Source organism: Pseudomonas sp. R151218B TE3479 (assembly GCF_053629195.1).
In genome coordinates this window covers 4,956,922-4,983,894 of record NZ_JBRJHV010000001.1, presented here as the reverse complement: position 1 = coordinate 4,983,894, position 26,973 = coordinate 4,956,922, and the positions used below count along the sequence as shown (strand labels likewise).

The following is a 26,973-nucleotide window of genomic DNA, read 5'->3' as shown; positions in this document are numbered from 1 at the left end:
CGCTCCGGTAAGCCTGCTTTAACGTTCGTTCCTGCTGTTCGATCGCCATCTTGTCGGGCCCGGGTCAATGCTTAGAATCCGCCCCATCAGCTTGTCCGACTCTCGAACCTTACAAGGAACAACACCATGATGAACGCCATGCAGATGCCAATGCCGATGAACGCCAACATGCCGATGATGCCAATGATGGGCATGCCGATGATGATGGCGACCATGACCTGCGAAATGATGGACGACGGCATACTTGGTCAACCTGGGGGCCGCATAAATGGCAGGCTTTAGCGCACACCGCATTTCAAACGCCAACATCTACCTCGACGGCACCAGCTTCTTTGGCAAGTGTGAAGAGATCGACCTGGGCACCATCAAAACCGTGATGAGCGACTTTCAGGGGCTCGGCATGGTCGGGCTGATCGAACTGCCCGATGGTATCGACAAGCTGGAAGGGAAAATCACTTGGAACAGCTTTTACTTTGAGGCGGCCAAGCAGCTGGTCACGCCGTTCAAGAGCGTGCAGTTGCAGTGCCGTTACGTATGTGAGGCAGATGATCAATGGGGATGAGGTGGTGTTGCTGGATTATCTGGCGAATATTTTTCGGGTAAGTGGGGAGGATCAGTTGGCCAAGTACCGGAAAAACATAGGGCAGGCTTAAATTTCATTGCCATTCGAGGGTTGTAAGGAAGTGACTCACGAGGCCGGGGCGTCAGCCGATATTGAGCGTGAATTTCGTAAAACAGGATGATCACCGATGCTGACTCTACGTGGCCGCAGACTGTCGCAGACTGCCGCGGCTTCACTGTTCACTGCTGCGATAACTCTGATGGGCACGAGCTGCCAGCAGGCTCACCAAGATGAACGAGCGGACAAAGCTAAATTTCTGGATGGCGCCCAAGCAACGGCGCAAGAAACCAGCCGCCTATTGTACGATGGCTACAACGCCCTCGATAAATTATTAAGAGAGATGAATAAAAAAGGTTGGAAAGAATTTTCCAAAGGGCCGTGGGATGACTACAGGCAATTCCACCGAGGCTGGCGTCAGCAACTGATCGCCGAGCATTTTAAGTTGTCGCGTTACTTTGGCAAAGATAAGGCAAATGAGCTGATTCATATCGATGAAATAGACATTCGTCCTGTAGATAATTTTTCCTCCCCCGATGTTTGCTCGCCACCGGGAGAGGGCAAGGATTTTGATATGGCGAAACTCTCAGCCCAGATCGAGTGCTATGCTCGATTTGTGACCTTCAAACAAGACATGATCAATGAAGACATCAAGGACAGAAAAGCCGGAGAGCTATTCGACGCATTAGAGTCCAAGAGCCGAACCGAAGAGAGTGCCAAGGAGCTACTACAGCACTACGATAAATCTACGGTTAGTTATCTAAGAAGGCTGGATGCAGCGTTAACTAACTTAGGCGCTGCGAAAGTGCCCGCCATACCAAACGGTTCATGATTTAACGCTCTTTGAGTCCCCCTACAAAGCGCCACCAACAGTTTGTGCGCGCTTTGACAAGCCTGCAGACCTGAGATCCCCCCCGAAGTAAAGTGAAAGCTCCCAGCAAACCTGACTTGTCGGCAAATCTCGTACCTGAAATTGACCCGGATCAGTCCTGAATACATTCCCTAAAGCAGTAGGCTTACCTTTGGCCAAAAATAATGGCAATATGATATCCATAGGGATGATGGAGAGACTGGGATGGCGTCGAAAGCATTCGCAAAATTTCATAAAACGGTCAGACGCTGTGACACCCTGGTCGATGCATACACGACAATTCATGGTCTGAACGAAGCAGATGCGGAGGTGCCCGCCGCGCCGAAAGACATTATTCGCGGGGCGGTCGTTTTAGCGGTTGCCGCATTAGATGCGTACGTGACTGACGTCTTTGTCGAAAAGCTTGCCACATACCTGAAAAAGCACAGGCCAGACGAATCGCTCGTTGCCTTGCTTCTGAAAGCTGGGTTGGATACGCGCGAGGCGTTGAGCCTTCTCACAATGGACCGCCCGTATCGTCGTATCCGAAACCTAGTGCAGTCATATTACGCACAATATACGACCCAAAGATTTGACGTAATTGATTCAGTCTTTCTGGTATATCGTCTTAATAAACTGACTGATCGTGCTGCCAAAAAAACGGGTAAAAGTCATATCAAGAGTCGAGTCGGCGATCTTATAGATCGCCGTCATGAGATTGTGCACGCGGGCGATTACAATCGAGCGAATCGAATTCAAGATATTGATGAACCTAGGGTCAAGCGATGGATCACGGCCCTAGAAGACTTGGTCTCGGCAATGGATGAGATAATTTGTAATCGCATCCCCACTCCCGTTGCACGGCAAGCCGCGGCTCCGCTCGCTGCTAACGCCCCAGAAAACGCGGCTCCAGAACCTCTGGAGGACGAAGCTATAGGGCCGGTTCTCGGAGAAGAATATGACAACTAAATATGCGCAGATACCAACGTGACTGGTTTGGCTTCGAGTCGAGAGTTTCAAATGAATTTACATAAAAAACTTCAACCAAGCCGAAATTCATTTGCGGCGGATCCTTTCGGCTACAGTTCTTCGGCATGGCTCAAATGGGGAATCGCGCAAACACTAGCGGGTTTTCCTGTAGACATTTCTAAGCCTCCCACGGCAGAGGACCTCAAATCTCCGATTCTCTGGCTCACTCAGGCAGAGGCGTTAACACAAGCAGCAGTTGCCGTCATAAAAAACCAACCAGGTTTCGATGAGATGCCCATCTACATGAGGGGCGTGTGCGATAGTCAATATTGTGCTGTGGGATTGATGCTCGTTGGATACAGTCTAGAAGTTTGTCTTAAGGCTATGACTATTTTGCAGAGCGGAGTTATGACCTACATGGCGAATGAGAAGTCTTTCTATCACCATCGACTGGTAAAGCTTGCCGAATTTATTCCAGATCTGAGCGTTAAGGATAAAGCGATTTTACAGACCCTAACCCACTTTACTCTTTGGGCCGGCAGATATCCGGACCCAGGCTCTGGTCGAGTGAAAGATGTTGAGGAAGTATTCAATGTTGCGGAAGAACACGAGATTGCAGCCAAAGATCTCTTTGCGCTAGCCGCCCGAGTAATGGGTCATACCCAAGCTGTGGTCGATGAAGCGACACGCTAAGCGCGTCAACAGGTAAAGCAGTCAACTCGGAAGACATAACTTTTATGATTGGACTCAAACTACAAAAAGCTTTCCTCAAAGAAGCAAAGGGCAGCAGAGGAGAAATTAAACTTTTTCAGGCGTTCATTCGAGCCTTCAACGCTCTTGGAACTGACGCACTGGCGAAAGAGTATCACGGCAACCGATACCAAGTTACATTTAACGAGTCTCGAGGCGCGGGACGGGCTACCCCCCGCTGCGAGTTGTGTGATGTGATGATTATTAATTATCCGATTGGTAACCCTAGTGCCGCCCGAGTAACTTTCAATCAAGCAAAAGTCACCGATAACGCTCTGGGGTGTCATCGAACCTTTTCAGCGGCGGCGCCCTACAGCTTTCGTGCGAACTTGGAGCAATGGGACTTGCTTTCCAATCGTCCAAATATCAGCTCCGCGTCGAGATCATTTCACCCTCCGTTGAACTTGCTTTCCGGGGCTCTTCTTCCATCGGTTGGTACATTTGGTGTGTTTTACCCCGTAGGCGGCAGTTTCGACTTCGCGTATTTGGTGGCGGACGGCCTCACTGCTCTGCATAACAATGCCAGCCCGTCTGGGACCCTTCTATGGGGAACTCCGCTCCGGAAACTTCGTACCGTTGGAGGCCATGTAGAAGTGACAGGGACCTGCTGTCTCCAGCAGTTCGGACGCGCCTTGGAACGCAACCTTATCGGTACGCCTGTCTCAACGCTGGTGTATGGAGCCTCAGCAAATGGGGCCCAAATGCGAGCTTGGCTTACCGAGGTACTGCTGTCACTTCAGCACGAGCATCCTAACTCTCCACTGCCGGCAGAACTGATGAACGGGTTTGAGTTGAGGCAAGAACCCGAGGAGCAAGAAAACCAAAAGCGCACACATTCTCTGTCGCTTCCCCGGGCCGTAATATTGATTAGGTCAGGGGGCCGCGACCCGAAAGGGGAAGATTATTCATAGCGCGTAAGTACGTGCAGCACGTTGACACTCAGGACACGCAGTCCTAATGCTTGGAAGCCAGAGGTCCGGGCCATTAATCATGCATGGCTTAGTCACAAATGCACACACCAAACCATAACCAGCAGGAGATTGAAAAGTGGCAAATTATAACTATTATGTTTCAGCAATTGAATACAATAGCGATAATACTCACATCGCCAAATTGCGAGTTCACGAAGTCGGAAGTGACGGTAAGCTTAAGCCGTCTGTAGAGCTAACTCGACCGCAAGTAATTGAACTGATCAATAAGAAAAAGACCTTCAGTACCATGACTAAGGTTGGTAATGAATGGAAAGCTGGAGCGAAGCTTGAAATCATTCAGGTAACAACTGACTATCTAAAGACAAAAAAAGATAGTTCTACCAGAGATAACCTTGAAAATCTGCCCCTAATCAAGGACGCGTAAATTTTCTAGGTAGGCGCTAGGGTAAGCAGCTCTTGCAGCTGCTTAATCCTTGTGCCGATCATCTAGCGATGACGGGACGTGCTATGCAGCCTATGAGTCCGGCCTGCAGTCCTTGTAGTGCTCTCTCAGCTCTTCATTTCCGGAGAGCACCTCCATCATGATCTGCAACATAAGGATGGGGCCAGGTGTAATCTCCTCAGGATCGACTTCCCGCCCATCGAAATCAGGGTCAGTTTCGACCTCGACATTAACGATCCACCAGAGCTCAACCTTTCGCATCAAACTCATGACATCCTGAAGTCTCGCAATGAGCGCAAGGTCTTTTCCCGTCAAGACGATTTCCGGCACCTCATGAGCTAACGAGTTGCGTACCTGCTTTAGCTGCTCAAAGAGCTCTATATCTTCTTGATCAATTATTTCCGTATTTTTTAGCCATGTTAATGATGCATAAAGAGGGCTTTTATTAAGTGCAAGAACTTTGCGCTTGTAATCTGGAGAGATGGTGATGCCATCTGCAGTAAAACCGATGCAGTAGAAATCTCTTAATCGACCAACGATGGATTCTTTGAGCATCTCATAGGCTGTTATGTAAAGCGATACAGCAATCAATCGTTCCTGCATCACGGCAGGGGTCAGCAGATTCTCCCATTGTTTCTCAATGCTCATATCGTCGTCCTGGATGAATTTCTAAAAAGGGTTTGGCGCATCCGAGCAGGAGTAGATGGTCACTACTGACGCAGCCAGCGCTGCGAACTAATCGCCATGAACTGCCTAATCCCTAACGAACCACGCTCATTCCGGGCTCTTGACCCCGGCTTAGTCAGGGCATTAACCACCGCATCACGACTGGCCTCGTACATGGCAAAGGCGTTGAAATCAGAGTCAAGCAACACTAACAGCACCGCGTCGAAGGGTTGTGCCAAATCAATAGCCCCCAATCGGCCGACTATCTTGGCGGGGTTCAACATGCACCGACCTTTGATCTGAATATTTACAGGGCAACCATCCCTAATTTCGGTGGCGTCGTAACCGGCCTTTCTGGCGCAATGCAGATCCAGGCCAAGCTTTGTCGCTGCTTCGTACTCAGCCACCTCGCCAGTAATACCCAACGGTTTGCCCGTTAACCGGTAGTAGCGTCGGGCAAGCACTTTCGCATCACGTAAGACTTCGAATATCTCAGCATTGATGGAGCCGGCGCTGGTCTGGATGTCATTCGTATGTGAGAGCTGAGCCAAATCTGAACCTTTTTGCGTAAGTCAGCAGGACATCTGAAGGTTAGCAGCCACTTTGGGGTGAGCCCGTACGTAATGTCGAGGACGATCTGCCAGCTAGGCGTTCAAGAGGCAGAAAACTTTCGAAGAGCTACAACATCCAACGCCATTACCTACAGCCGCCACAGAATCCCCTGGCTGAGCGCTCATCGACCTACCGGTATCTTATCCCCCGTCACCGTCCGCGGTGACCGGGCAGAGTAGCCTGCGGCGGTACTTAGGTGCCTCTCATGAATGAACAGGCCGCTCCGTCCGATGTTTGGTGGCGTTGTACGCCGGGCCCCTACGCTTTCTGGCGATGCCCAGTTCTCCGGTCTCCTTCGGCGTGCAGTGGCCATATTTTTAGCCAACCGGCTACCTATGGTGGCTGTGCGAGGGTTCAGCCGACTGCATCAAGGTCGGCCTCTTTGCTGGAGACCTCGTACAGCTGCCTCCCTCCGCCAAGCAGCCTTCAAAACCCATCAAGAGCGGTCGAGGGCCGAAGCCAGTCGCCCAAGACAACTGCCTCCAACCTCAAACCCTCTGCCGAGAAAGCACGTCGTTGCTGCGAGCAAATGTAGGTAAATTCCTCAAAACATCCGCCAGCGTATTATATCTAAGGCAGGATCTCGTTTATATCGATGAGGCTGGAGCATTCCATAAGACACTGTATTTGCAGCAATACAGTTTCAAGAAGTAACGAAGAAAACTCGACCCGTTTAATTTCAGTAAACATATCCAGCGTGACACGTTTAAATACATTCAATATTACGCCCTAAAGGCTACGAGACCTTGCGTCCTTACTTACGCATGCGTCAGAATCCGCTGGCTTGTGCGCTTTGCCCCAGGCCTCTATCGTTTACCTGCCACTGCCCATCAGTGGTCGGGTTTAGTCGCTCGGTCGGTTTTAGTAACGTGCATAAGTACCATTCAGTCAGGTCATCTATTCCTGTACTTGATGGTGGTTGTGCGCAGGGCGCCCTTGGGCGCGCCGGGTTTGCTAATTCCACCGGTCGACTAACCTGCGTACAGCCGCCACCCTCTTTTAGTCGAGAACGGTTGCGGCCCCAACTCTGGAATTAGTCATATGTTCAAGGTTACTCCCAACCCCCCGGATATCGACTCGGTACTCTACGGCGACTCTCTCGACCCCGAAAAGTTGAAAGAGGCGGCAGACCGCGCGCTCAAGCACTACCTGAACCCCGGGGCAACGAAAACGCAGATACAGCCCCGTAAGCCCAGCACGATCTTCACCATCGACGCAGCGGTGGATGACGAAATGTTGCTCGTTGAGGCGTGCGAATCCTTGGCATCCGCCAGCGTGATGGTCAGCGACCTCACCGATTTGACGGACGGCCCACGACGCCAAACGATGCTGGTGCTGCAACGGGTCATCATGTTGGGTGAGTTAGCGGTCAATCGAGTACTGGATAACCACAAACTACCTGGGTAGTCGCCAGGTAATGTTGCGGGGGCGCCGCAAGCGCCCTCACAACAGAAGATCAGCAAGAACTACAGGGTCTCTTGACTCTTCTGTTCAGCAACACGGCCCACGTAAGCACGCAGGTGAACCCTCGCGGCACTGACTGGGCTAAGCCCACGAAGCTCCGTGGAACGTTGGCTTCCGTCAGGCAGCGACACCGTTAAGGTGTCATTGAACACGCTGTATAAAGCGGTGTGCTGCACGCCGTCAATTTCAATCGTGATTTCGTCTTCCATCCGCTCTCCGGTCGTAGCAAGGGTTAATCATTCCCATAGCTATGGGAACGGTCTCCGGCCATCAACGCATGTTCAGGCAGGCGGGCAGGCTATCGAACACTTCCAGGCCATGGCCCGTCACCACGTATTCGTCCCCTCCACGGATAAGCTCTTCATCTTTGAGCCACCGAACGCAGGCATTCAAAAATAGTTCGTCAGGTGTTTCAACGTAATACCCGTCGTGAGGATCCAGGCGGCCTGCCGGGAAGCCGAAATCCTCCGCACTCAAGCCAATAGGCGTAGGACAAGCATCGATCAATTTGCTCATTATCTGAGTAATCAAATCATTAAATTTTTCTTTGTTCGACTCACTCATAATTCCATTTCTCCTTGTGTATCGGTCTGGTTGCCGTCTTCCAAAGCAGCCTGAATCCTCTCTTTAAATCCGATTAAAAGCCAGCATCCAAGCGCACCGTCACCATCAGGGCTCAACGAAGAACAACCGTTCTCACCGAACGACCTGGAGCATAACGATGGCCGACGCACTCAGCTTCACCCTCAAATTCCCCTTCAACAGCGCCAGTGGTGAGCAGATCTCGACGCTGCCCATCAAACGCCTCAAACGCAAAGACATCACCGCCGCTCAATCGGTGACCAAAGATGAAGGCGCCATGGAAGATCTGCTCGTCGCCAAGATGCTCAGCATCACACTCGAAGACCTAGGCGAATTCGACATCGCCGACTCCCGGCTAGCCACCCGAGGTGTTGCGGGAAATGGCAGCCGCACGTGACCTTGCTGCAGTCCTGGGACGAAGCCCTGTTGCTGGTGCTCAGGATGCAGCCATCTGAGATCGCCCAACTCGACATGGCGGAGTACTGGCGCTGGGTAGCGGTGTGTGAGCGAGAGATCAATCGTCGACTCGAACTGGCCGACAAAGCCAGTGGCTGATCAGCGTCACAACGCCCACCACCACGCCGGCCAGTAACGCGCCGCCCGCCGCCAAAGGGGCGGCCATCAAAGCCAGCAGCGGCAGTCCAAAACAGAACGCCAACACCGCCGCCCATAACGGCAAATGCACCAGACACAGCCAGGCAAGCCAGATCACACCGGCGCCGATGGCCTAGATGGAAACCATTTTACGAGTCGTACCTAGCGAGAGGATTTTCAAAAACCCAGGCCTTGGTAGTACTAGCCCGCAAGCTCTGCCGAGTGGCATTTGCCTTGATGAAAAATCAGAGCGAATACCAGCCAACGCCTATGTTGCAGGGTTGCCCTGCAACATAGAATCTCCCACCGTTTTCAAAGGCGGATGTCTTCAGGCCCTCTGATCGGCGCTTCAATCCTCGTACCTGTCAGTCGTTCTTCATTGGAAAAGCCGTCATAGTCGGCCAAGTCGCCGAAGCGGATACCGGTCAGCGCTTCAATTTGATCGACGCTGCGTCGGTAGGTCTTGAGTGCTCCGAACACAAGTTCCAATTTTTCCAGTTCCTGACGCTGATCAATCATGTAGGCACTGGCCGAAGGTTTGCCGTCATCACCGAGAAAGGCCACGACTTTCCAGAACGCAGTGGGGATCTGTACGCCTCTGTACGTTTGATCATCGCCGCGGAACACAGGCCCGGTAAATATCGTCGCCCTGGCTTTCCATCGGCGCGTGTTGTCGAGGATGTAGTCCTCAAGCTCAAGCCAGGTTTTTTGATTGAAGGCTGCCATCTGCGGCGAGCAATTGGTGAAGTGGAAGGTGTCGTTATTGGCGGTCTGTGCATCGGGCCCCCAATTGGGGTCCTGTCGTCTGACCAGATGACCGCGATCCAGCAAATTGCCGGCGTACAGCGCTTCTCCAACCTGGGCATCGCTGGGGATTCGACCGTCGTACGCCCAGGCGTCACGACCCCGGTCGATCTCGACACTGCTGGCGCCATCGATGTTGACGCCTGCCACCAGGGCCAGGCGTCGCCGTCGCGAAAGAACGATGGAGAAGTGCTGATAATCCAGGCGATTGTCGACGGTGCCGGTCGGGTAGACGTCATCGACCAACGCCGCTTCCACGCTGGGCCAAGGCACTAGGAAGTCACCGAGAAAGCCGCTGTCGTATCCCCGCCGGTCCTGCAATTGCACCGCCGGTGTGACGGCCGGCTCTGCCTGTTTGCGCAGGGTGCCGGATACGCGCCTGGTGGGTTCCTGCAGGGGCTGCAGATCGGCAAGCCGTGGTCGATGGGTGAAGTCCACCTGGAGTCCTTGCGGTGGCATGATCTTACCTCGCTGAATGGGAACGAAAGTAATCAGCAAACGTAGCGATCATGCTCCGGCCCCATGAATTTTTTATGATGCTGACTTGCGGGCAAAGCAGCGAAGGTGATCCCTGGCCTGCGGTTAGGCCGCTTCCGCCGCCATGGCCGCCCGAACGCTGGGGCGGGCGGCGACTCGGACCATGAACGACGCCAGCACCGACCAACCCCCGATCTCGATATTGAACAACGGCAACCAGTTCAAAACGGTAAACAGATAAGCGTCGGCCAGGCCGAAGCTGCCCATCAGGTAATCCTGTCGTGCAAGGGTCTGGCTGAGGTAGTCCAGGCGCTTGAACAGTCTTGCCTTGAAGATCGCCTTGGTGGGCTCTGCGATGTCGGCGTTGAACAGCGGGGCGCAGCCGCTGTGGATTTCGGCACTGATGAAGTTCAACCACTCCTGCAGGCGAACCCGCTCCCAGGTGCCATTGGCCGGGGCTAGCGTGTTGCCGGGGGCCAGGTCGGCCAGGTACTGGACAATGGCGGGGCCCTCGGTCAGCACACTGCCGTTTTCCAACACCAAGGCGGCCACGTAGCCCTTGGGGTTGAGGCTCAGGAAGTCGAGCCCGTCGGCGGTTCGCTTGGTCTTGTTGTCGACCCGGATCAATTCGAAGGGCAGGCCCAATTCCCGCAGCACGATGTGCGGGGACAACGAGCAGGTCATGGGGGCAAAGTACAGTTTCATGGTTTCCTCACAGGCGGGGGACGGGCCGCCAGAATCGGTGAGGACCGGGACATTTTCAAAGGACATCTTCAGTGCTAGCGTATGACAAAATCTCATGAGCGCAGCAAGCCTCCATGGCCACCCGAATCCCGTCTCTGAATGGTCTTAAAGCATTCGAATCAGCCGCCAGGCACATGAGCTTTACCAACGCCGCAGCCGAGCTGAACGTCACTCAAACAGCCATAAGCCATCAGATCCGCCGGCTCGAAGAGGAGCTGGGCGTGCGTTTGTTCCTGCGGCTCAAGGACGGCCTGGCCCTGACCGCTGAAGGTCAGGCCTATTTCCCAGGCGTTCGGGCCGCCTTCCAAGAGCTGCGCTATTGCACCGAAACGTTGCTGGAAAGCCGCAACAACAGTGTCTTGACGATCAGCACTCTGGTTTCGTTTGCCTCAAAATGGTTGCTACCGCGGCTGGCATCCTTTCAGCAGGCGTTCCCCAATATCGATGTGCGCGTCACTGCATCCACCGAACGGGTGGATTTTCGCAAGGGCGGCGTCGATGCGGCCATCCGTTACGGTGTCGGCGACTGGAAGGGCGTGCGGGCCGACTGGCTGATGGCCGACGAAATCTTCCCGGTATGCAGTCCCAGGCTGTTGCAAGGTCCAACCCCCTTGCAGAATCCCGGCGATCTGGCCCGGCACACCTTGTTGCAGGTCAGCGGGGTAACCCGTGACGACTGGCGTTCGTGGTTGAGTGCCGCTGGCCAACCGAAAAGACTGGCCGAAGGCAGCCGGCTGACCTTCGACTTGGCCATGATGGCTGTGCAGGCGGCGGTCGACGGCCTGGGGGTGTGCATCGGCCGCTCAACGTATGTCGAGGACGACCTGAAGGCGGGCCGTTTGGTTGCGCCCTTTGATCTGCGACTCAAGTCTGACCTGGGTTTTTACTTCGTCACCCCACATGAACTGGCCGATGCCCCAAAGGTGCAGGCCTTTAGAACCTGGTTGATGGATTCGGTGGGTTTTGGCGCCGAAACATAATTACGCCATCCCATTAAGACCGCGGCACCCCAGCCGATACGCATATGAAGGTCCGGTTACTTTCAGTGTTCACCGAGGGTACGTCATGTTTAATAAAAAACTAAAAGATGAACTGACGGCTAGGACGGCCGAGTTGGCAACTTACAAAGGGCTGGTCGGCGCCCTGGAGCGGTCGATGGCTGTTATCGAGTTCAGCCCCGATGGCAAGGTCCTTCGGGCGAACGAGAATTTCCTGAGCACGATGGGTTACCGGGCGGATCAATTGGCCAGCCTGTCCCATCGGGATTTCTGCACCCCTGCGTTGGCGGGCAGCGCCGAGTACCGTGAGTTCTGGAACAAGTTGCGCGCTGGTCAATTTGTTTCCGGCACCTTTCAGCGCCGCAGCGCGTCAGGCCAGAACGTGTGGCTGGAAGCCAGCTACAACCCGGTGGTGGACGAACAAGGCCGTGTCGTGAAGGTGGTCAAGTACGCACTCGATGTCACCGCCAAGGTTACCGCTGAGGCCGAAACACGTGGCCGGCTGGCGGCACTCGACCGGGCCATGGCGGTCATCGAGTTCGACCTGGGCGGCAACATCCTGACCGCCAACGACAACTTCATGAATGTCATGCATTACTCGCTGACTGAACTCAAGGGCAAGCACCACCGGATGTTTTGCGAACCGAGCCTGGTGGGTAGCTCGGAGTACAGTGATTTCTGGCGTCGTCTGAACGCCGGTGAGTTTTTCAGCGGACAATTCAAGCGTCTCGGCAAAAACGGCAAGGTTGTCTGGCTGGAAGCCAGCTACAACCCGGTCTACGACGCCGACGGCAAGTTGTGCAAGATTGTGAAGTTCGCCAGTGACATCACCGAACGGGTAGAGAAATTCGAAGAGGACTCACGCGGCGCCTCCCGTGCGTACCACATCTCCGCCGAGACCGAACGCGTGGCCGAGCAAGGCGCCCAGGTGATCCACCAGACCGCCAAGGAGATGCGCGAGATTGCCGACAACATCGGCGCCTCCGCGCGCCTCGTTGGGCAACTGGGCGCACGTTCGGAAGAGATCACGGCCATCGTCAATACCATTCGCGGCATCGCCGACCAGACCAACCTGCTGGCCCTCAACGCGGCCATCGAGGCTGCGCGGGCCGGCGATCAGGGGCGGGGGTTCGCGGTGGTGGCCGACGAGGTCCGGCAACTGGCTGGGCGCACCAGTCGTTCCACCTCGGAGATTGCCGAAATGATCGGCATGATCCTTTCCGAAACCCGCGATGCCGTCGCGAGCATGAACGTGACTCACGAGGGCGCCTTGCGCGGTGTCACCCTGGCAGACCAGGCCGGATCGGTCATCGTGCAGATCCGGAACGGGACCACCGATGCCCTTGATGCGGTGAGCATGTTTGCCTCCAAGCTCGATGAGTCCGAGGTGATTCCCAAGACGGCTATCGGCTGGGTGGGTTGAGGTGAGCTGAGTCTTCGCCCTGGCGACCCATGGACTTGAGCAGTTCAAGCAGTACTGTTCGCAGCTCCGGCGGTCGCACGGGCTTGGCCAGCACCGAGATGTTCAGGCTTTGCAATGACTGGCGTATGCGCTCGATCTCGTGTCCGGTGATGACCAGCGCCGGGACTTGCCAGCCGCGCTGCTCGCGTATCGCGGCAATGCACTCGGCACCGGAGACCTTGGTGCCCAGGTCGTAGTCGGCAATGATGATGTCGCAGTCGCTGGTCAATCCTTCGCCGTCACTGTGACCTTGCACTTCGCACCCCCATTTCTCCAACAGCGTGGATGTCGCCATCAGGACGTTGGCGTCGTCTTCCACCAGGCACACCCGCAACCCCTTCAGGCGCTCGTGAACGCTCGCCGCCTTGGGCACCAGGGTGCGAGGTGACACTTGTTCCAGGCCGCTGATTGCCACCCGGGTGCCTTGTCCGACTTTCGAACGGATATGTATGTCGACATTGAGCAGTTGGCTGATGCGCTTGACGATGGACAGGCCCAGGCCGAGCCCCTCGACGTCTTTGTCGCGCGCATGGCGTACACGGTAGAACTCCTTGAACACTTCGGGCAGGTGCTCGCTGGCGATGCCGCGTCCTTTGTCGTAGATCACCACGGCCAGGCCCTGGCCTTGGCGCCGCACGCCGATCAGTACCGGTTGGCCGGGCGCGTATTTGAGGGCATTGGACAGCAGGTTCTGGATCATCGTGGTCAGCATGCCTGGATTGACGCTGACCCAGTAAGGGCAGGCGCGCAGGCGCAGTTCGACCCCGGCCCAGCGAGCCGCCTCGGTGTTCTGCTTGACCACGTCCTGTAGTAGCGCGCCCAAGTGGACGGTGTCGGCCTTCGGCATCAGTTGGCCGTGGTCCAGGGTGTAGATATCGAGGATCGAACGGAACAGCTGCGACACGGTGTGCAGCGAACGGTCGATGTTGTCCACCAGCCGCAGCTCTTCCAGACCCAGTCTGGCGTCCCTCAGGCAGGCGGTGAACAGGCCGATGGAGTGGATCGGTTGGCGCAGGTCATGGCTGGCCTGCGCCAGGAAGCGGGATTTTTCCTGGTTGGCTGCCATGGCTTCTTCGGAGGCAATGCGGGTGCGCTTGAGCAAAATGTGCGCGTAGGCTGGCACCACGATGGTGGTGACGATCAACATCAGGAACATGTAGGGCTGGCCATGCCAGAACGGATTGAGCCAGAAAATCAGCACCAGGGTCGACAACGCGATAACGGTTGCCAGCGCCAGGTAGCGCGAGCCGAAGCGCATGCCATTGCCCAGGGTGACCCAGAGCAGCGCGGCGTAGATCGGCAGTGCGCTTTCACCGCCCAGCACCATGGCGAAAGCGATACCCGTGTAGTCATGCAGCATCGAAAAAAGACGCCGCCAGAAGAAGTGTCCTGGCCAACGCTTGATGATCATGCGCAGGAATATCGAGGCGACGATAAACGTTGTGATGTAAATGATGATGGGCACGTAGCCTGTGGCATCGCCGGGATGGAGGCTGGCCAATACGACGATGTACAACAGCGCACAGGCGCTGACGATCAGGCGCAACGTGGCCTGGTCGAGTTCACTGTTCTTTTCCACTGGCGTTCGAACCTCATGTGCTTCTGGTGCCTTGAGCAAGCGTAGCGGTTAGCCCATCTGTGCTATTCAGAATTGTTGCCCGAGTCAGGATACTTCAGGAGGTATGACCACTCAGGACGTCGGGAGAGTACATGAACGGAGTCGTTCGTTTTTTCAGTGTGATCAGCGCCACGATGCTGTGCATTTCAGTGGCTCATGCAGGTAGCCAGGCATGCACGATGGAAGGTGAGATGACCGTCATGGGGCAACACATCGAGGCGAAAGACTGCGTGCAGACGAGCGATAAGCAACCAGTGGCCAAGTTCCGCGCCAGCTGTGAGTCTTTCGCCAACATGCCGGTCGCGCTTGGTGGCGAAGCGGGCAGGATCACCTACTCGCAAACCTGCCCGGAGAATCCCCAGGGCACTTGCTTGAATGTGAACGGGCAGGGCGTGGACTTTTATTACTACAAGCGTACCGCTGAGCTGTTGAACAGCACCCGCAAGAGTTGCGCCTTGAGCGGAGGTACGTGGAAGGAGTGATCGAAAGTTGGGGACAGGCTTGATGCTGCCCCCAACGGACGAGCCATTGCGTCAGTAGACCCTGTAGTACTTCACGACGTCATCGACGAAGTAAATGGTCAATACCGAACCTTGGTTCTGGCTTTGGCCCGCTTTCCCGCTGGTCACGCTGCTGACGTCGTTGGCCACGGTTTGTGCCTTGTACAGTTGTGCCGAGGTGTCGGCCATCTTCAGGCGCGTCTCGGGCGATACGTATTTATGGGCCAGTTTCATGTATTTATCCAGGCCCTCATCACTCTTTTCATAGGTCCAGTTCGACTCGTTGCTGGTGCTGGTCGAATTGAGTTCTTCATTCGTCGGCGCGCCGAACATTTGAGTGATCTGGCCTTTTGTCGTCTTGCCCGGAATGATCGTTTGCTTGAGGTAAGAGACGTCGTATTTCTGGGCGCCCTGATTCAAGGTGCCCATCAAGTTGCCCAAGTTGCCCAAGTCACCGGTGTTTGCACAACCGTTGAGTACGCCCGCCAGCACGCACAGCGCCAATCCATTTCTAAGTGTTTTTCCATATTCGAAGGACATGATGACTTACCTTGAGTTAATGTCAGGACCATTCCATTTCAACCGCGCAGACGGTGAAGTTGACCCAGCAGTGCGCCGCCTGTGGACTTATTTAATCCATAGGCTTTGCACGCCATAACGTTTCGATAGGCACAGTGATACTGCACGGCGAATGGCGCGTTGGCTTTCTTTATGTTTGGCTGTTTGAACAGCCTTTTTATGGAGCGTCCACAGCTTAGGGGGAGAGTACTGGACGAAGCTATAGTACAAGTGTGCTATGGCTTGGGAGGTGAGCAGGGAGGATAACGCTCAATGAGTATTCGCGACCGTTATACATTTAGCTGTCTTGTGTTTCCGACCATCCTCCATTGCTTGGGAAGTTGGAAAATTGCGCCGCGGCCGCCGCGCGCGTGGGGACACCGAGGGATTTGAGCAGGCTCGAGACATGGATGCGCACCGTGAAGGGGGAAATGCCCAGGTCCCGGGCTATTTCCTTGTTGGTCTTGCCGGCCGCGATCAACCCAAGCACTTGCCGTTGGCGCACGGTCAGCTGGGAAAGCGCGTCGTCCAGTACCGGGTTTTCAGCTTGATACTTCACCACCACTTCGCCTTCGCGTATTGCCATGATGGCCTCGGCAATATCGGAGGGGTCGATATTCTTGCCGATGAAACCGTCGGCGCCCAGCGCCATCACCTGGGAAATAACATCGATGTCATCCATCATTGAAACCACAATAATGGAAGTCCGTTTGAATTCACTGCGCAACTGGCCTATGACTTGCAGCGATTTGATCCCGGGAAAGCGCAAGTCGAGTATCAGGGAGTCCACTTCCACCCCGGAACGCGCCAGCGCCAATACTTCATCCAGATTGCCAGCTTGTTCTATGGTGGCTGTCGGCAGAAGCCGTTCGATGGTTCTCAACATACCTTCACGAAACAAAGGATGGTCATCGGCCACAATGACTCTGCACGTCATGCTTCAGATCCTTCTGACTTCAGTTCGCGCATCGTAACCTAAACTGCCCCTCGGGTTTCAGTTTGAAACAAACTTTCATGTTGGAATACGCCTGTGAATATGACGGAAAAGAATAGCGAGCTTGATCAAGCTACATTGAGATTGACGGTCGGGGCGTGTACTGCGCTCTACATCATTGTGGTGGCCTTTCTGGCCAGCGACTTCGAAACCTATGTACCGATCCTGTGGTACATGGCCTTTTTCTTCGGCACCGCGGTCCCGCTGCGCATGGCGGTCAAGCGCTGGCCCGGGCACTTCTTCCTGCGTCGTCTTTTTGCCATGACCTTGGATTATGCAAGCCTCGCCTTTGCCTTGATCGTCGGTGGGGAAGGCATGCTGCCGGTGTACGCGGCAGTGCTCTGGGTCACGTTGGGCAATGGCATGCGCTTCGGTTCGCGCTACCTGGCGCTGGCAACCGTTCTCGCGCTGTCGACCCTGGGGGTGATTTTCCTGCTCACGCCGTTCTGGCGTGGCCAGCCCTATCTGTTCCTGACGTTGATCGTCACCACCATCGTGGTGCCTGCTTATGCGCATATCCTGCTGACCCGTACCCGCATCGCTTCGGAAGAGGCGATTGCCGCGAACCAGGAAAAATCCCGCTTCCTGGCCCAGGCCAGCCATGACTTGCGCCAGCCGATTCACTCCATCGGCCTGTTCACCGCCTGCCTGCGCGATGCCCGGTTGGGCCAGGAAGAGTTGCGACTGGTGGACAACATCGACCGCTCGCTGCACATCGTGTCGCAGCTGTTTCGTTCGATCCTGGACATCTACACCCTCGACAACGGGCAGCTTGAACCCCAGGCCGAACCCGTGCACCTGGGCGCGTTGCTCCAGGACGTGGTCAAGCAGAACACCGAAGCCGCCCGCTGGGCCGGTGTCGAGTTGCGCCTGCGGCCTTGCCGGCACTGGGTCAGTGTCAATGCCGGTTTGTTGGCGACCATGGTGCAGAACCTGGTCTCCAATACGCTCAAATATGCTCCCGGCCAACCGGTGTTGATCGGTGTGCGTCCGAAAGGCAGTGGCCTGGCCATCGTCATCTACGACAAGGGCCGGGGCATTGCCGCCGAACATTTGCCTGAGGTCTTCAAGGAGTTTTATCGGGTACGCCACGTCCGTGACAAGGATGTCGAAGGGCTGGGCCTGGGGTTGTCCATCGTCAAGCGGATCAGCCACCTGATCAATCTGGACATCCAGCTGGACTCCCGGCTCGGCCAGGGCACGCGCGCCATGATCCAAGGGCTGGAAAGGGTCGCGCCAAGGGCTGCGGTGGACAGACCGGTGCCCACGCAAAGCCGTTTGCAGGGCTTGCGGGTGTGCCTGGTGGAGGATGACGCCAACGTACTGATGGCGACGTCTGCGCTGTTGGAGAAGTGGGGATGCGAAGTGGAAACCCACAGCGACGGAGTGGGCGTGACCAGTGACTGCGACATCATCATTGCCGACTTCGACCTGGGTACGAAAGTCTCGGGGGCCGAATGCATCGCCGCGATTCGCGAACAGCGGGGCAGGGAAGTCCCCGCCATGATCATGACCGGCCATGAAATCGAAAGAATCCGCCACGCGCTGCACCACATGAACATTTCGATCCTGGCCAAGCCGGTGCGGCCTCCGGAGTTACGGGCGACCTTGCTCGAGTTGACCAAACATTTCGCCAGTGTCAGGCCATGAGTCCACCATTCCATTTTATGAAACGGTGGATTGCAGTTTGTGCGTATTCCTGCGCAACCGCTTTGGGCAGAAGATGACGCCAGCCACTTGCACACCCGTGCAAACGATGGCGGAGAATCCCTAACCATAGCGCACTGGCGCAGGCGTTCATGCTGCGCGCGCAAGGAGTAGCCGATGGACGAAGCCTTGCAAGCGAAAACCTCGCCCTGGCACGAAGGAGAGCTGACCTTGCAGCGCTCCGTCGGGGCAGTCGACATGATGGCCAGTGTCGGCCAACGGCAACTGGCGCGCACGTGGATGCCGGACCAGCACCGGGAGTTTTACGCCCAGTTGCCTTTCGTGGTGCTGGGGGCGGTGGATCGGCAGGGCGACGTGTGGGCGACCCTGCGCACGGGGCAGCCGGGTTTCATGAGTTCGCCCGATCCGCAGACCCTGCACATCAACCTCGAGCCCGAACCGAACGACCCGGCCCAGGAGGGCATGGGCGAGGGGGATGCCATCGGCATGCTGGGGATCGAATTGCACACTCGTCGACGTAATCGCATGAACGGTGTCGTGCGCCGTCAGCTTGCCCCAGGGCTGGAGATTGCAGTGAGCCAGGCTTATGGCAACTGCCCTCGTTACATCAACCTGCGCCAGTACCAATTTGTCGATGCACAGGCGGTCGCGCCGCGTCAGTTGACCGTGTCGGACCCGCTGGTCCGGCGCCTGGTGACGGCGGCCGATTCGTTTTATATCGCCACCTACGTGGTGCGCGATGGCGAGCGGCAGGTCGATGCGTCTCACCGTGGCGGCAAGCCGGGGTTCGTGCGCATGGATGAAGACGGGTCGCTGACCATTCCGGATTTTTCCGGCAACCTGTTCTTCAACACCCTGGGCAACATTCTGCTCAACCCACGGGCCGGGCTGGTGTTCGTCGATTTCCAGACCGGCGATCTGCTGCAAATGAGTGGCTCGGCACAAGTCCTGCTGGACGATCCCCAGATCAATGCCTTCCAAGGCGCCGAGCGGCTGCTGCGCTTCACACCGCAACGCATCGTCTATCGTCCGGCCGCCATCGCGCTGCGCTGGAAGGATCAGGATGAAGGCGATTCGCCCAATTCATTGATGACCGGCAGTTGGGAGCAAGCCGCCGAGCGTTTGCAGGCTGAGGCGCTGCGTAGCCACTGGCGTTCGTTGCGGGTTGCGCGAGTCGTGGATGAGAGCCACAACATTCGTTCGTTCTACCTGCAGGCGAGCGATGGCTTGGGTTTGCCCCGGTTTGAAGCCGGGCAACATTTGCCGGTGCGGATCCAGCTGGAGGGGCAGAAAGCTCCTTCGATCCGGACCTATAGCGTTTCCAGTGCGCCGTCGGATGATTTCCTGCGCATCAGCGTCAAGCGCGATGGATCGGTGTCGTCCCACCTGCATGAGCAGGTGCGGGCGCTGCACGAGATCGAAGCGCGGGCGCCCCAGGGCCATTTCACCGTCCAGGCCACCGAGCGGCGTCCGTTGGTATTGCTGGCCGCGGGGGTGGGCATCACGCCGTTGTTGTCGATGTTGCGCGAGGTGGTTTACCAGGGGCAACGCATCAGCCGCATGCGCCCGGTCTGGCTGGTGCAAAGCGCCCGCTCGGTGGCCGACCTGGCGTTCCGTGAAGAGATCGACGAACTGGCCGCTCGTGCCGGCGACAAGCTCCAGGTTGTGCGCATGGTCAGCCAACCGCCCACCGAAGCAAAGGTTGGCGAAGGCTATGACCTGGCGGGCCGGATCGATGTGGAGCTGCTGAAGAAACTGCTGCCGCTCAACGACTACGACTTCTATCTGTGCGGGCCGGGCAGCTTTACCCAGGCGCTGTACGACGGGCTGCGCAAATTGCGCATACCTGACGACCGCATCCATGCGGAAACCTTCGGTCCTTCCACCCTTGTGCGGGACATCGAAGTCAGCATGCCGGCGCCCCAGCAAGTGCCGGCCGCGACTGAAGCGGTGAAGGTCTTGTTCGCCAGTTCCGGCAAGGAAGCCCGCTGGGAGCCCGGCGGCGGAACGCTGCTGGAACTGGCCGAAGCGCGCGGCCTGAACCCGGAGTTCAGCTGCCGCGGCGGTTCCTGCGGCACCTGCAAAACCCGCTTGAGCCGCGGCCAAGTGCATTACCTGAGCCAGCCGGCGGAACCGGTTGGCGACGGTGAAGTGCTGATCTGTTGCGCGGTGCCGGCCCAAGGCAGCGAGCCGTTGGTGCTTGAGGTCTAGGGCTTCCGATCGTTTCACTGGGTGAAATGCTGGATTGTAAAAGCTGGTTATTCCGCTGTCCGGAGCAGAAGCAGAGGATAGCGCCATCGACGCGATCACCGCTTCGAGCCCAAACAACATGGAGTACGTCATGTCTGAGAAAGCGATCAAACTTTATCGCCATCCGTTGTCGGGCCACGCCCATCGTGTCGAGCTGATGCTCTCGCTGCTGGGCCTGCCGACCGAACTGGTATTCGTGGACTTGATGAAAGGCGAGCACAAGACCCCGGAGTTCCTCGCCATCAACAGTTTCGGCCAGGTGCCGGTGATCGATGACAACGGTGTTGTGCTGGCCGACTCGAACGCGATCCTGGTCTACCTCGCAGCCAAATACGGCAAGGGCCAGTGGCTGCCCAGCGATCCACTCGCCCAGGCCCGGGTGCAGCGCTGGCTTTCGGTGGCCGCGGGCCAGATCAACCAGGGGCCGGCCAACGCCCGATTGATCACCGTGTTCGGCGCCGGTTATGACGCCGAAGACGCCATCAAGCGTTCCCACGCCCTGTTGAAGGTGATGGAGACGGAACTGGGGCAAAGCCGGTTCCTGGCCGGTGAGCAACCGACCATCGCTGACGTGGCCGCGTACACCTACGTGTCCCATGCACCGGAAGGCAACGTCGCGCTGAGCGATTACCCGAACGTCCGTGCCTGGCTGGGCAGCATCGAAGCGTTGCCGAATTTCGTCGGCATGCAGCGCACCGCCAAGGGCTTGCAGCAAGCCTGAGTCAAGCCGCAGGAGCTTGCCGGGGAGATCTTCCGGCAAGCCTTGAGGCCGAAACCGCCACGTATATTCAATCTCCCTCAAGCAAGGCTGGATCATCCATGGATCGCTTTCAGGAAATGCAGATTTTCATGGTGGTTGCCGAGGAGGAAGGGTTCGCCGCTGCCGCCCGGCGCTTGCGCATTTCGCCACCGAGCGTGACGCGGGCCATTGCGGCGATGGAGGAACGGATCGGCACCCAGCTGTTGTCCCGTACCACCCGCAATGTGCACCTGACCGAAGCGGGGCAACGCTACCTGGAAGATTGCCGACGGATCCTGAGTGAGCTCGAAGAGGCCGAGGAGGCCGCCGCTGGCAGCTACTCGATCCCATGCGGGTATCTGACGGTCACCGCGCCGGTGCTGTTTGGCGAGTTGTACATCGCGCCCTTGCTGACGGACTACCTGGATCAGTTTCCCTCGGTACACCTCAATGCCTTGTTGGTCGACCGTGTGGTGAATATCGCGGATGAGGGCATCGATGTGGCGATCCGCATCGGCCATTTGCAGGAAAACAATCAGCACGCCATCAAGGTCGGTGAGGTACGCCAAGTGATTTGCGGCGCCCCGGCCTATTTCCAGCGCCATGGGCGGCCAACCCATCCTGGCGAGTTGAGCAAGGCCAATATCGTGATGTCTTCGGCCAGTCATTTGCTGAGCCACTGGCAGTTCATGGACGAAGCAAACTCGCTGAGCCTGCGGGTTGACCCACGCCTGGTGGTGACCGCGAATCAGGCCGCGATCAATATCGCCCGCCAGGGCTGGGGCGTTACCCGGGTTTTGTCCTATCAAGTGGCCCGGCAGGTCGCCGAGGGGGAACTGGAAGTGGTGCTCAAGGCCTTCGAACCACCGGCGTTGCCGATTCACGTGGTGTATCAGAAGAGCAATCGAGTGCCGGCCAAGGTGCGTACGTTCGTGGACTTCCTCGCGAATCGGCTGGGGGACGACGTCACGCTCAAGCCCGTTGTAAAAGGCGCCGGTTGATGGGGCGCCACCATGAGATGCTGATATTCCACGCGCTTTCGCAGTGCCCCAGCCTCGCCTCGGCTGCTCAGCGTCTCAACGTCTCCGGACCGACCGTGATGCGTGCGGTCGCTCGACTGGAAGCGCGACTGGGTGTGCAGTTACTGTCACGAAGCACGCGCGGGGTGGTGTTGACCGAAGCCGGAATCGGTTTCATGGCCGATTGTTCACGCATTCTCAAGGCCGTTGACGAGGCTGAAGCATCGGCCAAGGGCTGGCATGTCCAGGCGCAGGGCAATTTGACGATTCTGTTGCCCACGTTGTTCAGCCGTTATGTCATGGCCCCGGTATTGGCCGGCTACATGGATCACTTCCCCGAGATCAGGGTATTGGCCCACTACCATGATCGATTCCCGAACATGCAAGAGGAAGGGCTGGATGTCGCGGTGCTGGTAGGGCATCTACCCAGTTGTTCATTGATCGCACGGCCTGTCGGCAGCGTTCGTTCGCTCGTCTGTGCCAGTCCTGCTTACCTGGCCATGCATGGTGAGCCGGTCGTGCCGCAGGATCTGCACGATCACCGACTGATCGCCACCCAGGCCAACCAAGACTGGGTACAGTGGTCCTTTCAACAGCAGGGCGAGGCCAACGGCTTCAAGGCACGCACGCGGCTCAGTTGCGCCACGCTGCAGGCGGCCATCGAGGCTGCGGCTCATGGGGCCGGGTTGACGCGCTGCTTGAGCTATCCGTTGTATGACTATCTGAGCAGCGGACGCTTGCGCAGGGTCTTGCAAGCCTATGAACCGCCCTCCATGCCCGTGCATGTGGTCTATCGTGAAAGACGCAAGGCGCCGATGCGTGTGCGCAGTTTCGTGGACTACATCGTCGAGCACCTGCGCGAGCACCCGGCCCTGCGAGCGGATATCTCTTGATTGTCAGCGCGCGTTTGGGGCCTGGATCCCACGACGCACCCGCCCTGGCGCCTCGCCGTAGACTTCCTTGAATTTCTTGCTGAACGCTGCCTGGGATTGGTAGCCGACCTGTACGGCAATGTCGCTCAGCCCCAGGTGTGAGTGGCTGAGCAGACTGAAGGCCAACTCCATGCGTACTTGCGTCAACAGCACCCACGGCGAGACGCCGGCCAGCTTGACGAATGCGCGCATGAAATTGGCCCGGGACATGCTCGCGAGATCCGCCAGGCCTTGAATGGTCCACTCGTGCGCAGGGTCCGCCAGCATCGCCTGCCAGGCCCGGCCCAGGCGCTTGTCGCCAAGCAGGGCCAGCGAGCCGCTGTCCTGGCCATGGCTCGCCAGGTGCGCACGCAGAATCAGGGTGAACAGGGCCTGGGACAAGGCGTCGAGCAAGAAGCGAGCGCCGGGCTGGTTCCCATCCGCTTCCCCGCGAAGGATCTCCACCAACGCCGGCAAAGGTCCGTTGGCCGGTAATGCGCCGCAGGGAACCACCAGATAGTCGGGCAGGGCGCTGAACAGCAACGAAGCCCGGTTGAAGTGAAAACCACCGCACAGCATGTCCAGCTCCGCGCTGGCACCGCCAATGCGGTGAATCGGCAGGGCGCCTCCGGTCACGATCCGGGGTGAGGTCGGCGTCACCATTTTCCCAGGGCTGTGCATGAGGTGCCGGGCGCCCCGCGGCAGCAGCAGGATGTCACCGGCGCGCATGGGCAAGCGCTGCCCATCGGCAAACTCGACGCGGCATTCGCCGCGCAGCACGATGTGATAGGGCGCCGTGCCCAGGGCATGTTGTCCGTGATCCAGGGCCCAGTCGCCCTGGAACTGACAGCGCAGGTCCAGGCTGCCGCGAACGTTGGCCAGGCTGATGAGTTTATCGATCGCATTCATTTGAGCGTTTCGCCAAAAAAACTGAGCGGATTGAGCAAAACCGAGTGGCGCCAGGGTGAAAAACTGAGGGCGTCAAAACAGTACACCCAACCCACTCAGGAGTTAATGCCATGTTCAATAACTGGTCCGAATTGTTGCCCACCATTCAGAAAGCGTTTGGCGCGCTGGGCCGCAGCAACCCGAAAATGGTCAAGGCCTATATGGCGCTCGGGGAAGCCGCCAGCGAAAACAACGTGCTCGATGCCAAGACCCGCGAGCTGATCTCGATCGCCATCGCCGTGACCACCCGTTGCGACGGTTGCATCGCGGCCCACACGGATGCGGCGATCAAGGCGGGGGCGAGCCGTGAGGAGGTTGCAGCGGCCCTGGCCACTGCGATTTCGTTGAATGCGGGGGCTGCCTACATCTACTCGCTGCGATCGCTTGAAGCGTATGACACGCTGCAAAAGCCGGCGTGATTCATAGCCGATCCCAAGCCCCGGTTGCCTCAACGACACCGCAATGCTGTTCATTGAAGAAAAATGATGGACCTGTGGCGAGGGAGCTTGCTCCCGCTCGGCTGCGAAGCAGTCGTAAACCGGCGGGTGCGGTGTGTCTGATGCTCCGCATTTGGCAGGTTTTGGGGCCGCTTCGCGGCCCAGCGGGAGCAAGCTCCCTCGCCACGGGTTTATCGACTGCCTTAAGTGAACAGCATTGCAACGGCACCGGGGCTTTTTTTGCTGCCCGAGGCGATTGTTTCAGATAGCGCAATCAAGTCATCCGACTCCTGGGCATTCTCTAAAAACTGTTCGCCAGTGAAACTGATTCCAGAAGCGACCGACCGTTTCGGGCCGTCGCAGCGTTCTCCCTTCTCCAGGAGATTTCCCATGATCGACGTCACCTGCACCGACAACCCTTGGTCGGACGCCTCTGTCGCGACTCACCCAGAATACGAAGGCGGGTTCCTGTTGCCCCAGTTGATGGGCGCCCTGGCCAGCGAGTCCTCAGCACCGGTTTCTAACGTCCTGTGCCAGCCGCGTACGAACGGCGCCATGCTGGCGAAGGCGAGCGCTTTTGTGATGCGGGTGTTGAGGCTAACGCCGACCCGCTAAACGCAACGCTGAGCCTGTGGCGGATGTGGACACGACATGTCCCCTATACAATGCATCGCAATTACCCAAGCTCCAGATGGTGGTTCCGATGTTGCTACGTCACTTGCGCTATCTGTTGGCGGTCGCTGACCACGGTGGTTTCACGCGTGCCGCCGAGGTGCTGCACGTGTCGCAGCCGACCCTGTCGCAACAGATCCGGCAACTGGAAGAAACCCTTGGCGTGAGTCTGTTCGACCGCACGTCTCGCACGGTCAGGCCCACGGATGCCGGGGCGGCCTATATCGAATGCGCCCGGCGGGTGCTGGTGGAGCTGGCCGCCGGCAAGCGCGCGCTGCACGACGTCAAGGACCTGTCCCGCGGCAGCTTGAGGCTGGCCATGACCCCAACGTTCATGGCTTACCTGGTCGGGCCACTGGTGCGTGACTACCGCGCGCGATACCCGAATATCCATCTGCAAATCTTCGAGTTGTCGATGGTCGATATCGAGGAGGGCTTGGCGAATGACACGTTAGACATCGCCATCGCATTCGATCAGGTCAGGAGCGCCGATATCGAATCGATCCCGGTGTTCACCGAAACCCTGGGGCTGATGGTGGGTCGCAATCACCCGTTATATGACTGCCAGGCCGCGCTGACGGCTGAGCAGGTCGGGCAACTGGAATTCGCCTTGTTGACCTCGGATTTTGCCACCCGTACGTGCATCGACGATTACTTCGTCCAGGCTCGGATCACGCCCAAGGTGACCATTGAAGTCAATTCGGTCAGCACGTTGCTGGAAGTGATCGGGCATTCGGCCGTTGCCACTGTCCTTCCGGAACCCATCGCCACCCAGGAGCGCGCACTGCGCAAGCTGGCGCTGCAGGACGCAGCGCCCCGGCGTGGGGCTTCGTTGTTGCGGCGCAAGAACAACTATCACAGCGCGGCGTCCGTGGCTTTCATGGAAACATTGTTGCACGGGGTGGATGGCTTTGGGGCCGCTGCGCAGCCCAGCGGGAGCAAGCGCCCTCGCCACCGTGATCGAGGTGGGCAACAGCCCTAGACACAACAGCGAACCCTCACGCGGCAGTCGCCGTCCGGGCCGGTACGGCACACGCCTGGGGGTTGTCCGCCAAGGACCTGAAGCTGCGATTGTCGGTGTCCAGGGCGTCGATGGAGCCGGTCTCGATGTCATAGACCCAGCCGTGGAGGTTGAGCAAGCCTTTCTCCTGGGCCAGCCGCACGCTCGGGTGCGTCTGGATGTTCGCCAATTGGGCAATGACGTTTTCGCGCACCATCGAACTGACTTTCGCCGCGTCATCGACGTGAGACCGTGATTCATTGATGACCCGTGCCGACTCGGCGTGTTGCAGCCAACCGCTGACCGCCGGCAGATGATCCATGCAGGCGCATTTGGCGACGGCGGTCATGGCACCGCAATCGGAATGACCACAGATCACGATATCCCTCACGCCCAGCACCGCGACGGCATATTCCACCGTCGCTGAAACGCCGCCTGGGTGCGGGCTATAGGACGGCACGATGTTGCCGGCATTACGGATCACGAACAGTTCGCCGGGTTCCTGCTGGGTCAGCAGCTCCGGCACAACGCGGCTGTCGGAACAGGTGATGAACAACGTGCCCGGGTGTTGCGTGGTGGCCAGGTGTTTGAACAGGTCCGTGCGTTGTGGAAAGACCTCTTGCTGGAACTTCAGGAAACCTTCGATCAGCGCTTTCATGCTGCTTGCCTCCAATGAGTAGGGTGGTTGCCCAGC

31 protein-coding genes and 4 pseudogenes are annotated in these 26,973 nt (G+C 57.5%); 23 read left to right on the top strand and 12 right to left on the bottom strand.

All coding sequences use genetic code 11. The annotated features are described in order from the left end of the window. Positions 1-126: 126 nt before the first annotated feature. The 7 genes and pseudogenes from AB7M32_RS21280 to AB7M32_RS21250 form a co-directional block, all read left to right on the top strand. A pseudogene (locus tag AB7M32_RS21280) lies at positions 127-246 on the top strand (hypothetical protein); the annotation flags it as partial. A gap of 22 nt (positions 247-268) precedes the next feature. Then, a pseudogene (locus AB7M32_RS21275) lies at positions 269-653 on the top strand (phage major tail tube protein). A gap of 96 nt (positions 654-749) precedes the next feature. Continuing rightward, positions 750-1,451, top strand: coding sequence for a hypothetical protein (locus AB7M32_RS21270; protein WP_454251255.1), 702 nt, complete (start codon positions 750-752; stop codon positions 1,449-1,451). A gap of 243 nt (positions 1,452-1,694) precedes the next feature. Continuing rightward, complete coding sequence (locus AB7M32_RS21265; RefSeq protein WP_092473270.1) at positions 1,695-2,438, top strand: HEPN domain-containing protein; 744 nt, start codon at positions 1,695-1,697, stop codon at positions 2,436-2,438. Positions 2,439-2,489: 51 nt separating this feature from the next. Beyond that, the gene (locus AB7M32_RS21260) at positions 2,490-3,131 is read left to right on the top strand and encodes a hypothetical protein (protein ID WP_454251254.1); all 642 of its coding nucleotides are present in this window, start codon (positions 2,490-2,492) and stop codon (positions 3,129-3,131) included. A gap of 44 nt (positions 3,132-3,175) precedes the next feature. Then, positions 3,176-4,099, top strand: coding sequence for a hypothetical protein (locus AB7M32_RS21255; protein ID WP_454251253.1), 924 nt, complete (start codon positions 3,176-3,178; stop codon positions 4,097-4,099). Between the two features lie 136 nt (positions 4,100-4,235). Further along, on the top strand, positions 4,236-4,544 hold the full coding sequence (locus AB7M32_RS21250; protein WP_454251252.1) for a DUF3892 domain-containing protein: 309 nt from the start codon (positions 4,236-4,238) through the stop codon (positions 4,542-4,544). A gap of 90 nt (positions 4,545-4,634) precedes the next feature. Here the strand turns inward: AB7M32_RS21250 and AB7M32_RS21245 are convergent, their stop codons facing one another. Together AB7M32_RS21245 and AB7M32_RS21240 are read right to left on the bottom strand one after the other, a co-directional pair. Continuing rightward, a complete protein-coding gene (locus tag AB7M32_RS21245; RefSeq protein ID WP_454251251.1) occupies positions 4,635-5,210 on the bottom strand; it encodes a hypothetical protein in 576 nt (191 codons plus the stop codon). Between the two features lie 62 nt (positions 5,211-5,272). Then, positions 5,273-5,779 (bottom strand): hypothetical protein, encoded by a 507-nt coding sequence (locus AB7M32_RS21240; protein ID WP_454251250.1) that lies wholly within the window; start codon positions 5,777-5,779, stop codon positions 5,273-5,275. A gap of 1,102 nt (positions 5,780-6,881) precedes the next feature. On the opposite strand from AB7M32_RS21240, the gene AB7M32_RS21235 reads away from it, so the two are divergent. Then, complete coding sequence (locus tag AB7M32_RS21235) at positions 6,882-7,247, top strand: DUF6124 family protein (RefSeq protein ID WP_454251249.1); 366 nt, start codon at positions 6,882-6,884, stop codon at positions 7,245-7,247. A 59-nt stretch (positions 7,248-7,306) separates the two neighbouring features. On the opposite strand, the gene AB7M32_RS21230 is transcribed toward AB7M32_RS21235, so the two are convergent. Continuing rightward, a complete protein-coding gene (locus AB7M32_RS21230) occupies positions 7,307-7,513 on the bottom strand; it encodes a hypothetical protein (protein ID WP_454251248.1) in 207 nt (68 codons plus the stop codon). A 61-nt stretch (positions 7,514-7,574) separates the two neighbouring features. Next, positions 7,575-7,868: a hypothetical protein gene (locus AB7M32_RS21225; protein WP_092200933.1), complete on the bottom strand. Its 294-nt coding sequence runs from the start codon at positions 7,866-7,868 to the stop codon at positions 7,575-7,577. Positions 7,869-8,025: 157 nt separating this feature from the next. On the opposite strand from AB7M32_RS21225, the gene AB7M32_RS21220 reads away from it, so the two are divergent. The 3 genes and pseudogenes from AB7M32_RS21220 to AB7M32_RS21210 all read left to right on the top strand — a co-directional run. Further along, positions 8,026-8,283: a phage tail assembly protein gene (locus tag AB7M32_RS21220; RefSeq protein ID WP_256574038.1), complete on the top strand. Its 258-nt coding sequence runs from the start codon at positions 8,026-8,028 to the stop codon at positions 8,281-8,283. Then, positions 8,280-8,441, top strand: a complete 162-nt coding sequence (locus tag AB7M32_RS21215; RefSeq protein WP_170842258.1) for a hypothetical protein — start codon at positions 8,280-8,282, stop codon at positions 8,439-8,441. Before AB7M32_RS21220 ends, AB7M32_RS21215 begins: the two co-directional genes overlap by 4 nt. A 165-nt stretch (positions 8,442-8,606) precedes the next feature. Beyond that, a pseudogene (locus AB7M32_RS21210) lies at positions 8,607-8,777 on the top strand (IS110 family transposase); the annotation flags it as partial. 15 nt (positions 8,778-8,792) lie between these two features. On the opposite strand, the gene AB7M32_RS21205 reads toward AB7M32_RS21210, so the two are convergent. Together AB7M32_RS21205 and gstA are read right to left on the bottom strand one after the other, a co-directional pair. Then, on the bottom strand, positions 8,793-9,743 hold the full coding sequence (locus tag AB7M32_RS21205) for a DNA/RNA non-specific endonuclease (protein ID WP_454251247.1): 951 nt from the start codon (positions 9,741-9,743) through the stop codon (positions 8,793-8,795). Between the two features lie 123 nt (positions 9,744-9,866). Beyond that, complete coding sequence (gene gstA, locus AB7M32_RS21200; RefSeq protein ID WP_454251246.1) at positions 9,867-10,466, bottom strand: glutathione transferase GstA; 600 nt, start codon at positions 10,464-10,466, stop codon at positions 9,867-9,869. A gap of 113 nt (positions 10,467-10,579) precedes the next feature. Between gstA and AB7M32_RS21195 the strand changes: the two genes are divergently transcribed. From AB7M32_RS21195 to AB7M32_RS21185, 3 genes and pseudogenes are all read left to right on the top strand, one after another. Next, a complete protein-coding gene (locus AB7M32_RS21195) occupies positions 10,580-11,485 on the top strand; it encodes a transcriptional regulator GcvA (protein ID WP_454251245.1) in 906 nt (301 codons plus the stop codon). Positions 11,486-11,570: 85 nt separating this feature from the next. Next, positions 11,571-12,338 (top strand): annotated as a pseudogene (locus AB7M32_RS21190) (PAS domain-containing protein); the annotation flags it as partial. After that, positions 12,312-12,926: a methyl-accepting chemotaxis protein gene (locus AB7M32_RS21185; protein WP_371128517.1), complete on the top strand. Its 615-nt coding sequence runs from the start codon at positions 12,312-12,314 to the stop codon at positions 12,924-12,926. The pseudogene AB7M32_RS21190 and the gene AB7M32_RS21185, both read left to right, overlap by 27 nt. On the opposite strand, the gene AB7M32_RS21180 is transcribed toward AB7M32_RS21185, so the two are convergent. Continuing rightward, a complete protein-coding gene (locus tag AB7M32_RS21180; RefSeq protein ID WP_454251244.1) occupies positions 12,907-14,544 on the bottom strand; it encodes an ATP-binding response regulator in 1,638 nt (545 codons plus the stop codon). The two genes, AB7M32_RS21185 and AB7M32_RS21180, sit on opposite strands and share 20 nt — an antisense overlap. A gap of 131 nt (positions 14,545-14,675) precedes the next feature. Between AB7M32_RS21180 and AB7M32_RS21175 the strand changes: the two genes are divergently transcribed. Continuing rightward, the gene (locus tag AB7M32_RS21175) at positions 14,676-15,065 is read left to right on the top strand and encodes a hypothetical protein (protein ID WP_454251243.1); all 390 of its coding nucleotides are present in this window, start codon (positions 14,676-14,678) and stop codon (positions 15,063-15,065) included. Positions 15,066-15,116: 51 nt separating this feature from the next. Here the strand turns inward: AB7M32_RS21175 and AB7M32_RS21170 are convergent, their stop codons facing one another. Further along, positions 15,117-15,623 (bottom strand): hypothetical protein, encoded by a 507-nt coding sequence (locus tag AB7M32_RS21170; RefSeq protein ID WP_454251242.1) that lies wholly within the window; start codon positions 15,621-15,623, stop codon positions 15,117-15,119. A gap of 316 nt (positions 15,624-15,939) precedes the next feature. Then, positions 15,940-16,578, bottom strand: a complete 639-nt coding sequence (locus AB7M32_RS21165; RefSeq protein ID WP_454251241.1) for a response regulator — start codon at positions 16,576-16,578, stop codon at positions 15,940-15,942. A 99-nt stretch (positions 16,579-16,677) separates the two neighbouring features. Here AB7M32_RS21165 and AB7M32_RS21160 point away from each other — a divergent pair, with 99 nt between their 5' ends. The 5 genes from AB7M32_RS21160 to AB7M32_RS21140 all read left to right on the top strand — a co-directional run bounded on the left by AB7M32_RS21160 (position 16,678) and on the right by AB7M32_RS21140 (position 23,204). After that, positions 16,678-18,285, top strand: coding sequence for an ATP-binding response regulator (locus tag AB7M32_RS21160; protein ID WP_454252183.1), 1,608 nt, complete (start codon positions 16,678-16,680; stop codon positions 18,283-18,285). 174 nt (positions 18,286-18,459) lie between these two features. Further along, a complete protein-coding gene (locus tag AB7M32_RS21155) occupies positions 18,460-20,514 on the top strand; it encodes a 2Fe-2S iron-sulfur cluster-binding protein (RefSeq protein ID WP_454251240.1) in 2,055 nt (684 codons plus the stop codon). Between the two features lie 130 nt (positions 20,515-20,644). Further along, the gene (locus AB7M32_RS21150) at positions 20,645-21,274 is read left to right on the top strand and encodes a glutathione S-transferase family protein (protein ID WP_454251239.1); all 630 of its coding nucleotides are present in this window, start codon (positions 20,645-20,647) and stop codon (positions 21,272-21,274) included. Positions 21,275-21,372: 98 nt separating this feature from the next. Beyond that, positions 21,373-22,293, top strand: coding sequence for a LysR family transcriptional regulator (locus tag AB7M32_RS21145; protein ID WP_454251238.1), 921 nt, complete (start codon positions 21,373-21,375; stop codon positions 22,291-22,293). Then, positions 22,293-23,204, top strand: a complete 912-nt coding sequence (locus AB7M32_RS21140; protein ID WP_454251237.1) for a LysR family transcriptional regulator — start codon at positions 22,293-22,295, stop codon at positions 23,202-23,204. Before AB7M32_RS21145 ends, AB7M32_RS21140 begins: the two co-directional genes overlap by 1 nt. A 3-nt stretch (positions 23,205-23,207) precedes the next feature. Here AB7M32_RS21140 and AB7M32_RS21135 read toward each other — a convergent pair whose 3' ends face one another. Then, complete coding sequence (locus AB7M32_RS21135) at positions 23,208-24,131, bottom strand: AraC family transcriptional regulator (protein WP_454251236.1); 924 nt, start codon at positions 24,129-24,131, stop codon at positions 23,208-23,210. 110 nt (positions 24,132-24,241) lie between these two features. On the opposite strand from AB7M32_RS21135, the gene AB7M32_RS21130 reads away from it, so the two are divergent. Then, positions 24,242-24,589: a carboxymuconolactone decarboxylase family protein gene (locus AB7M32_RS21130; protein WP_092165140.1), complete on the top strand. Its 348-nt coding sequence runs from the start codon at positions 24,242-24,244 to the stop codon at positions 24,587-24,589. A gap of 221 nt (positions 24,590-24,810) precedes the next feature. Here AB7M32_RS21130 and AB7M32_RS21125 read toward each other — a convergent pair whose 3' ends face one another. Then, positions 24,811-24,999 carry a hypothetical protein gene (locus AB7M32_RS21125; RefSeq protein WP_454251235.1) on the bottom strand — a complete coding sequence of 63 codons (189 nt, stop codon included), beginning with the start codon at positions 24,997-24,999 and terminating at the stop codon, positions 24,811-24,813. Here AB7M32_RS21125 and AB7M32_RS21120 point away from each other — a divergent pair. Then, on the top strand, positions 24,998-25,222 hold the full coding sequence (locus AB7M32_RS21120) for a hypothetical protein (protein ID WP_454251234.1): 225 nt from the start codon (positions 24,998-25,000) through the stop codon (positions 25,220-25,222). The two genes, AB7M32_RS21125 and AB7M32_RS21120, sit on opposite strands and share 2 nt — an antisense overlap. An 88-nt stretch (positions 25,223-25,310) precedes the next feature. Beyond that, positions 25,311-26,261 carry a transcriptional regulator CynR gene (cynR, locus tag AB7M32_RS21115; protein WP_454251233.1) on the top strand — a complete coding sequence of 317 codons (951 nt, stop codon included), beginning with the start codon at positions 25,311-25,313 and terminating at the stop codon, positions 26,259-26,261. Between the two features lie 16 nt (positions 26,262-26,277). Here the strand turns inward: cynR and AB7M32_RS21110 are convergent, their stop codons facing one another. Further along, positions 26,278-26,937 carry a carbonic anhydrase gene (locus AB7M32_RS21110; RefSeq protein ID WP_158454854.1) on the bottom strand — a complete coding sequence of 220 codons (660 nt, stop codon included), beginning with the start codon at positions 26,935-26,937 and terminating at the stop codon, positions 26,278-26,280. Between the last annotated feature and the right edge of the window lie 36 nt (positions 26,938-26,973).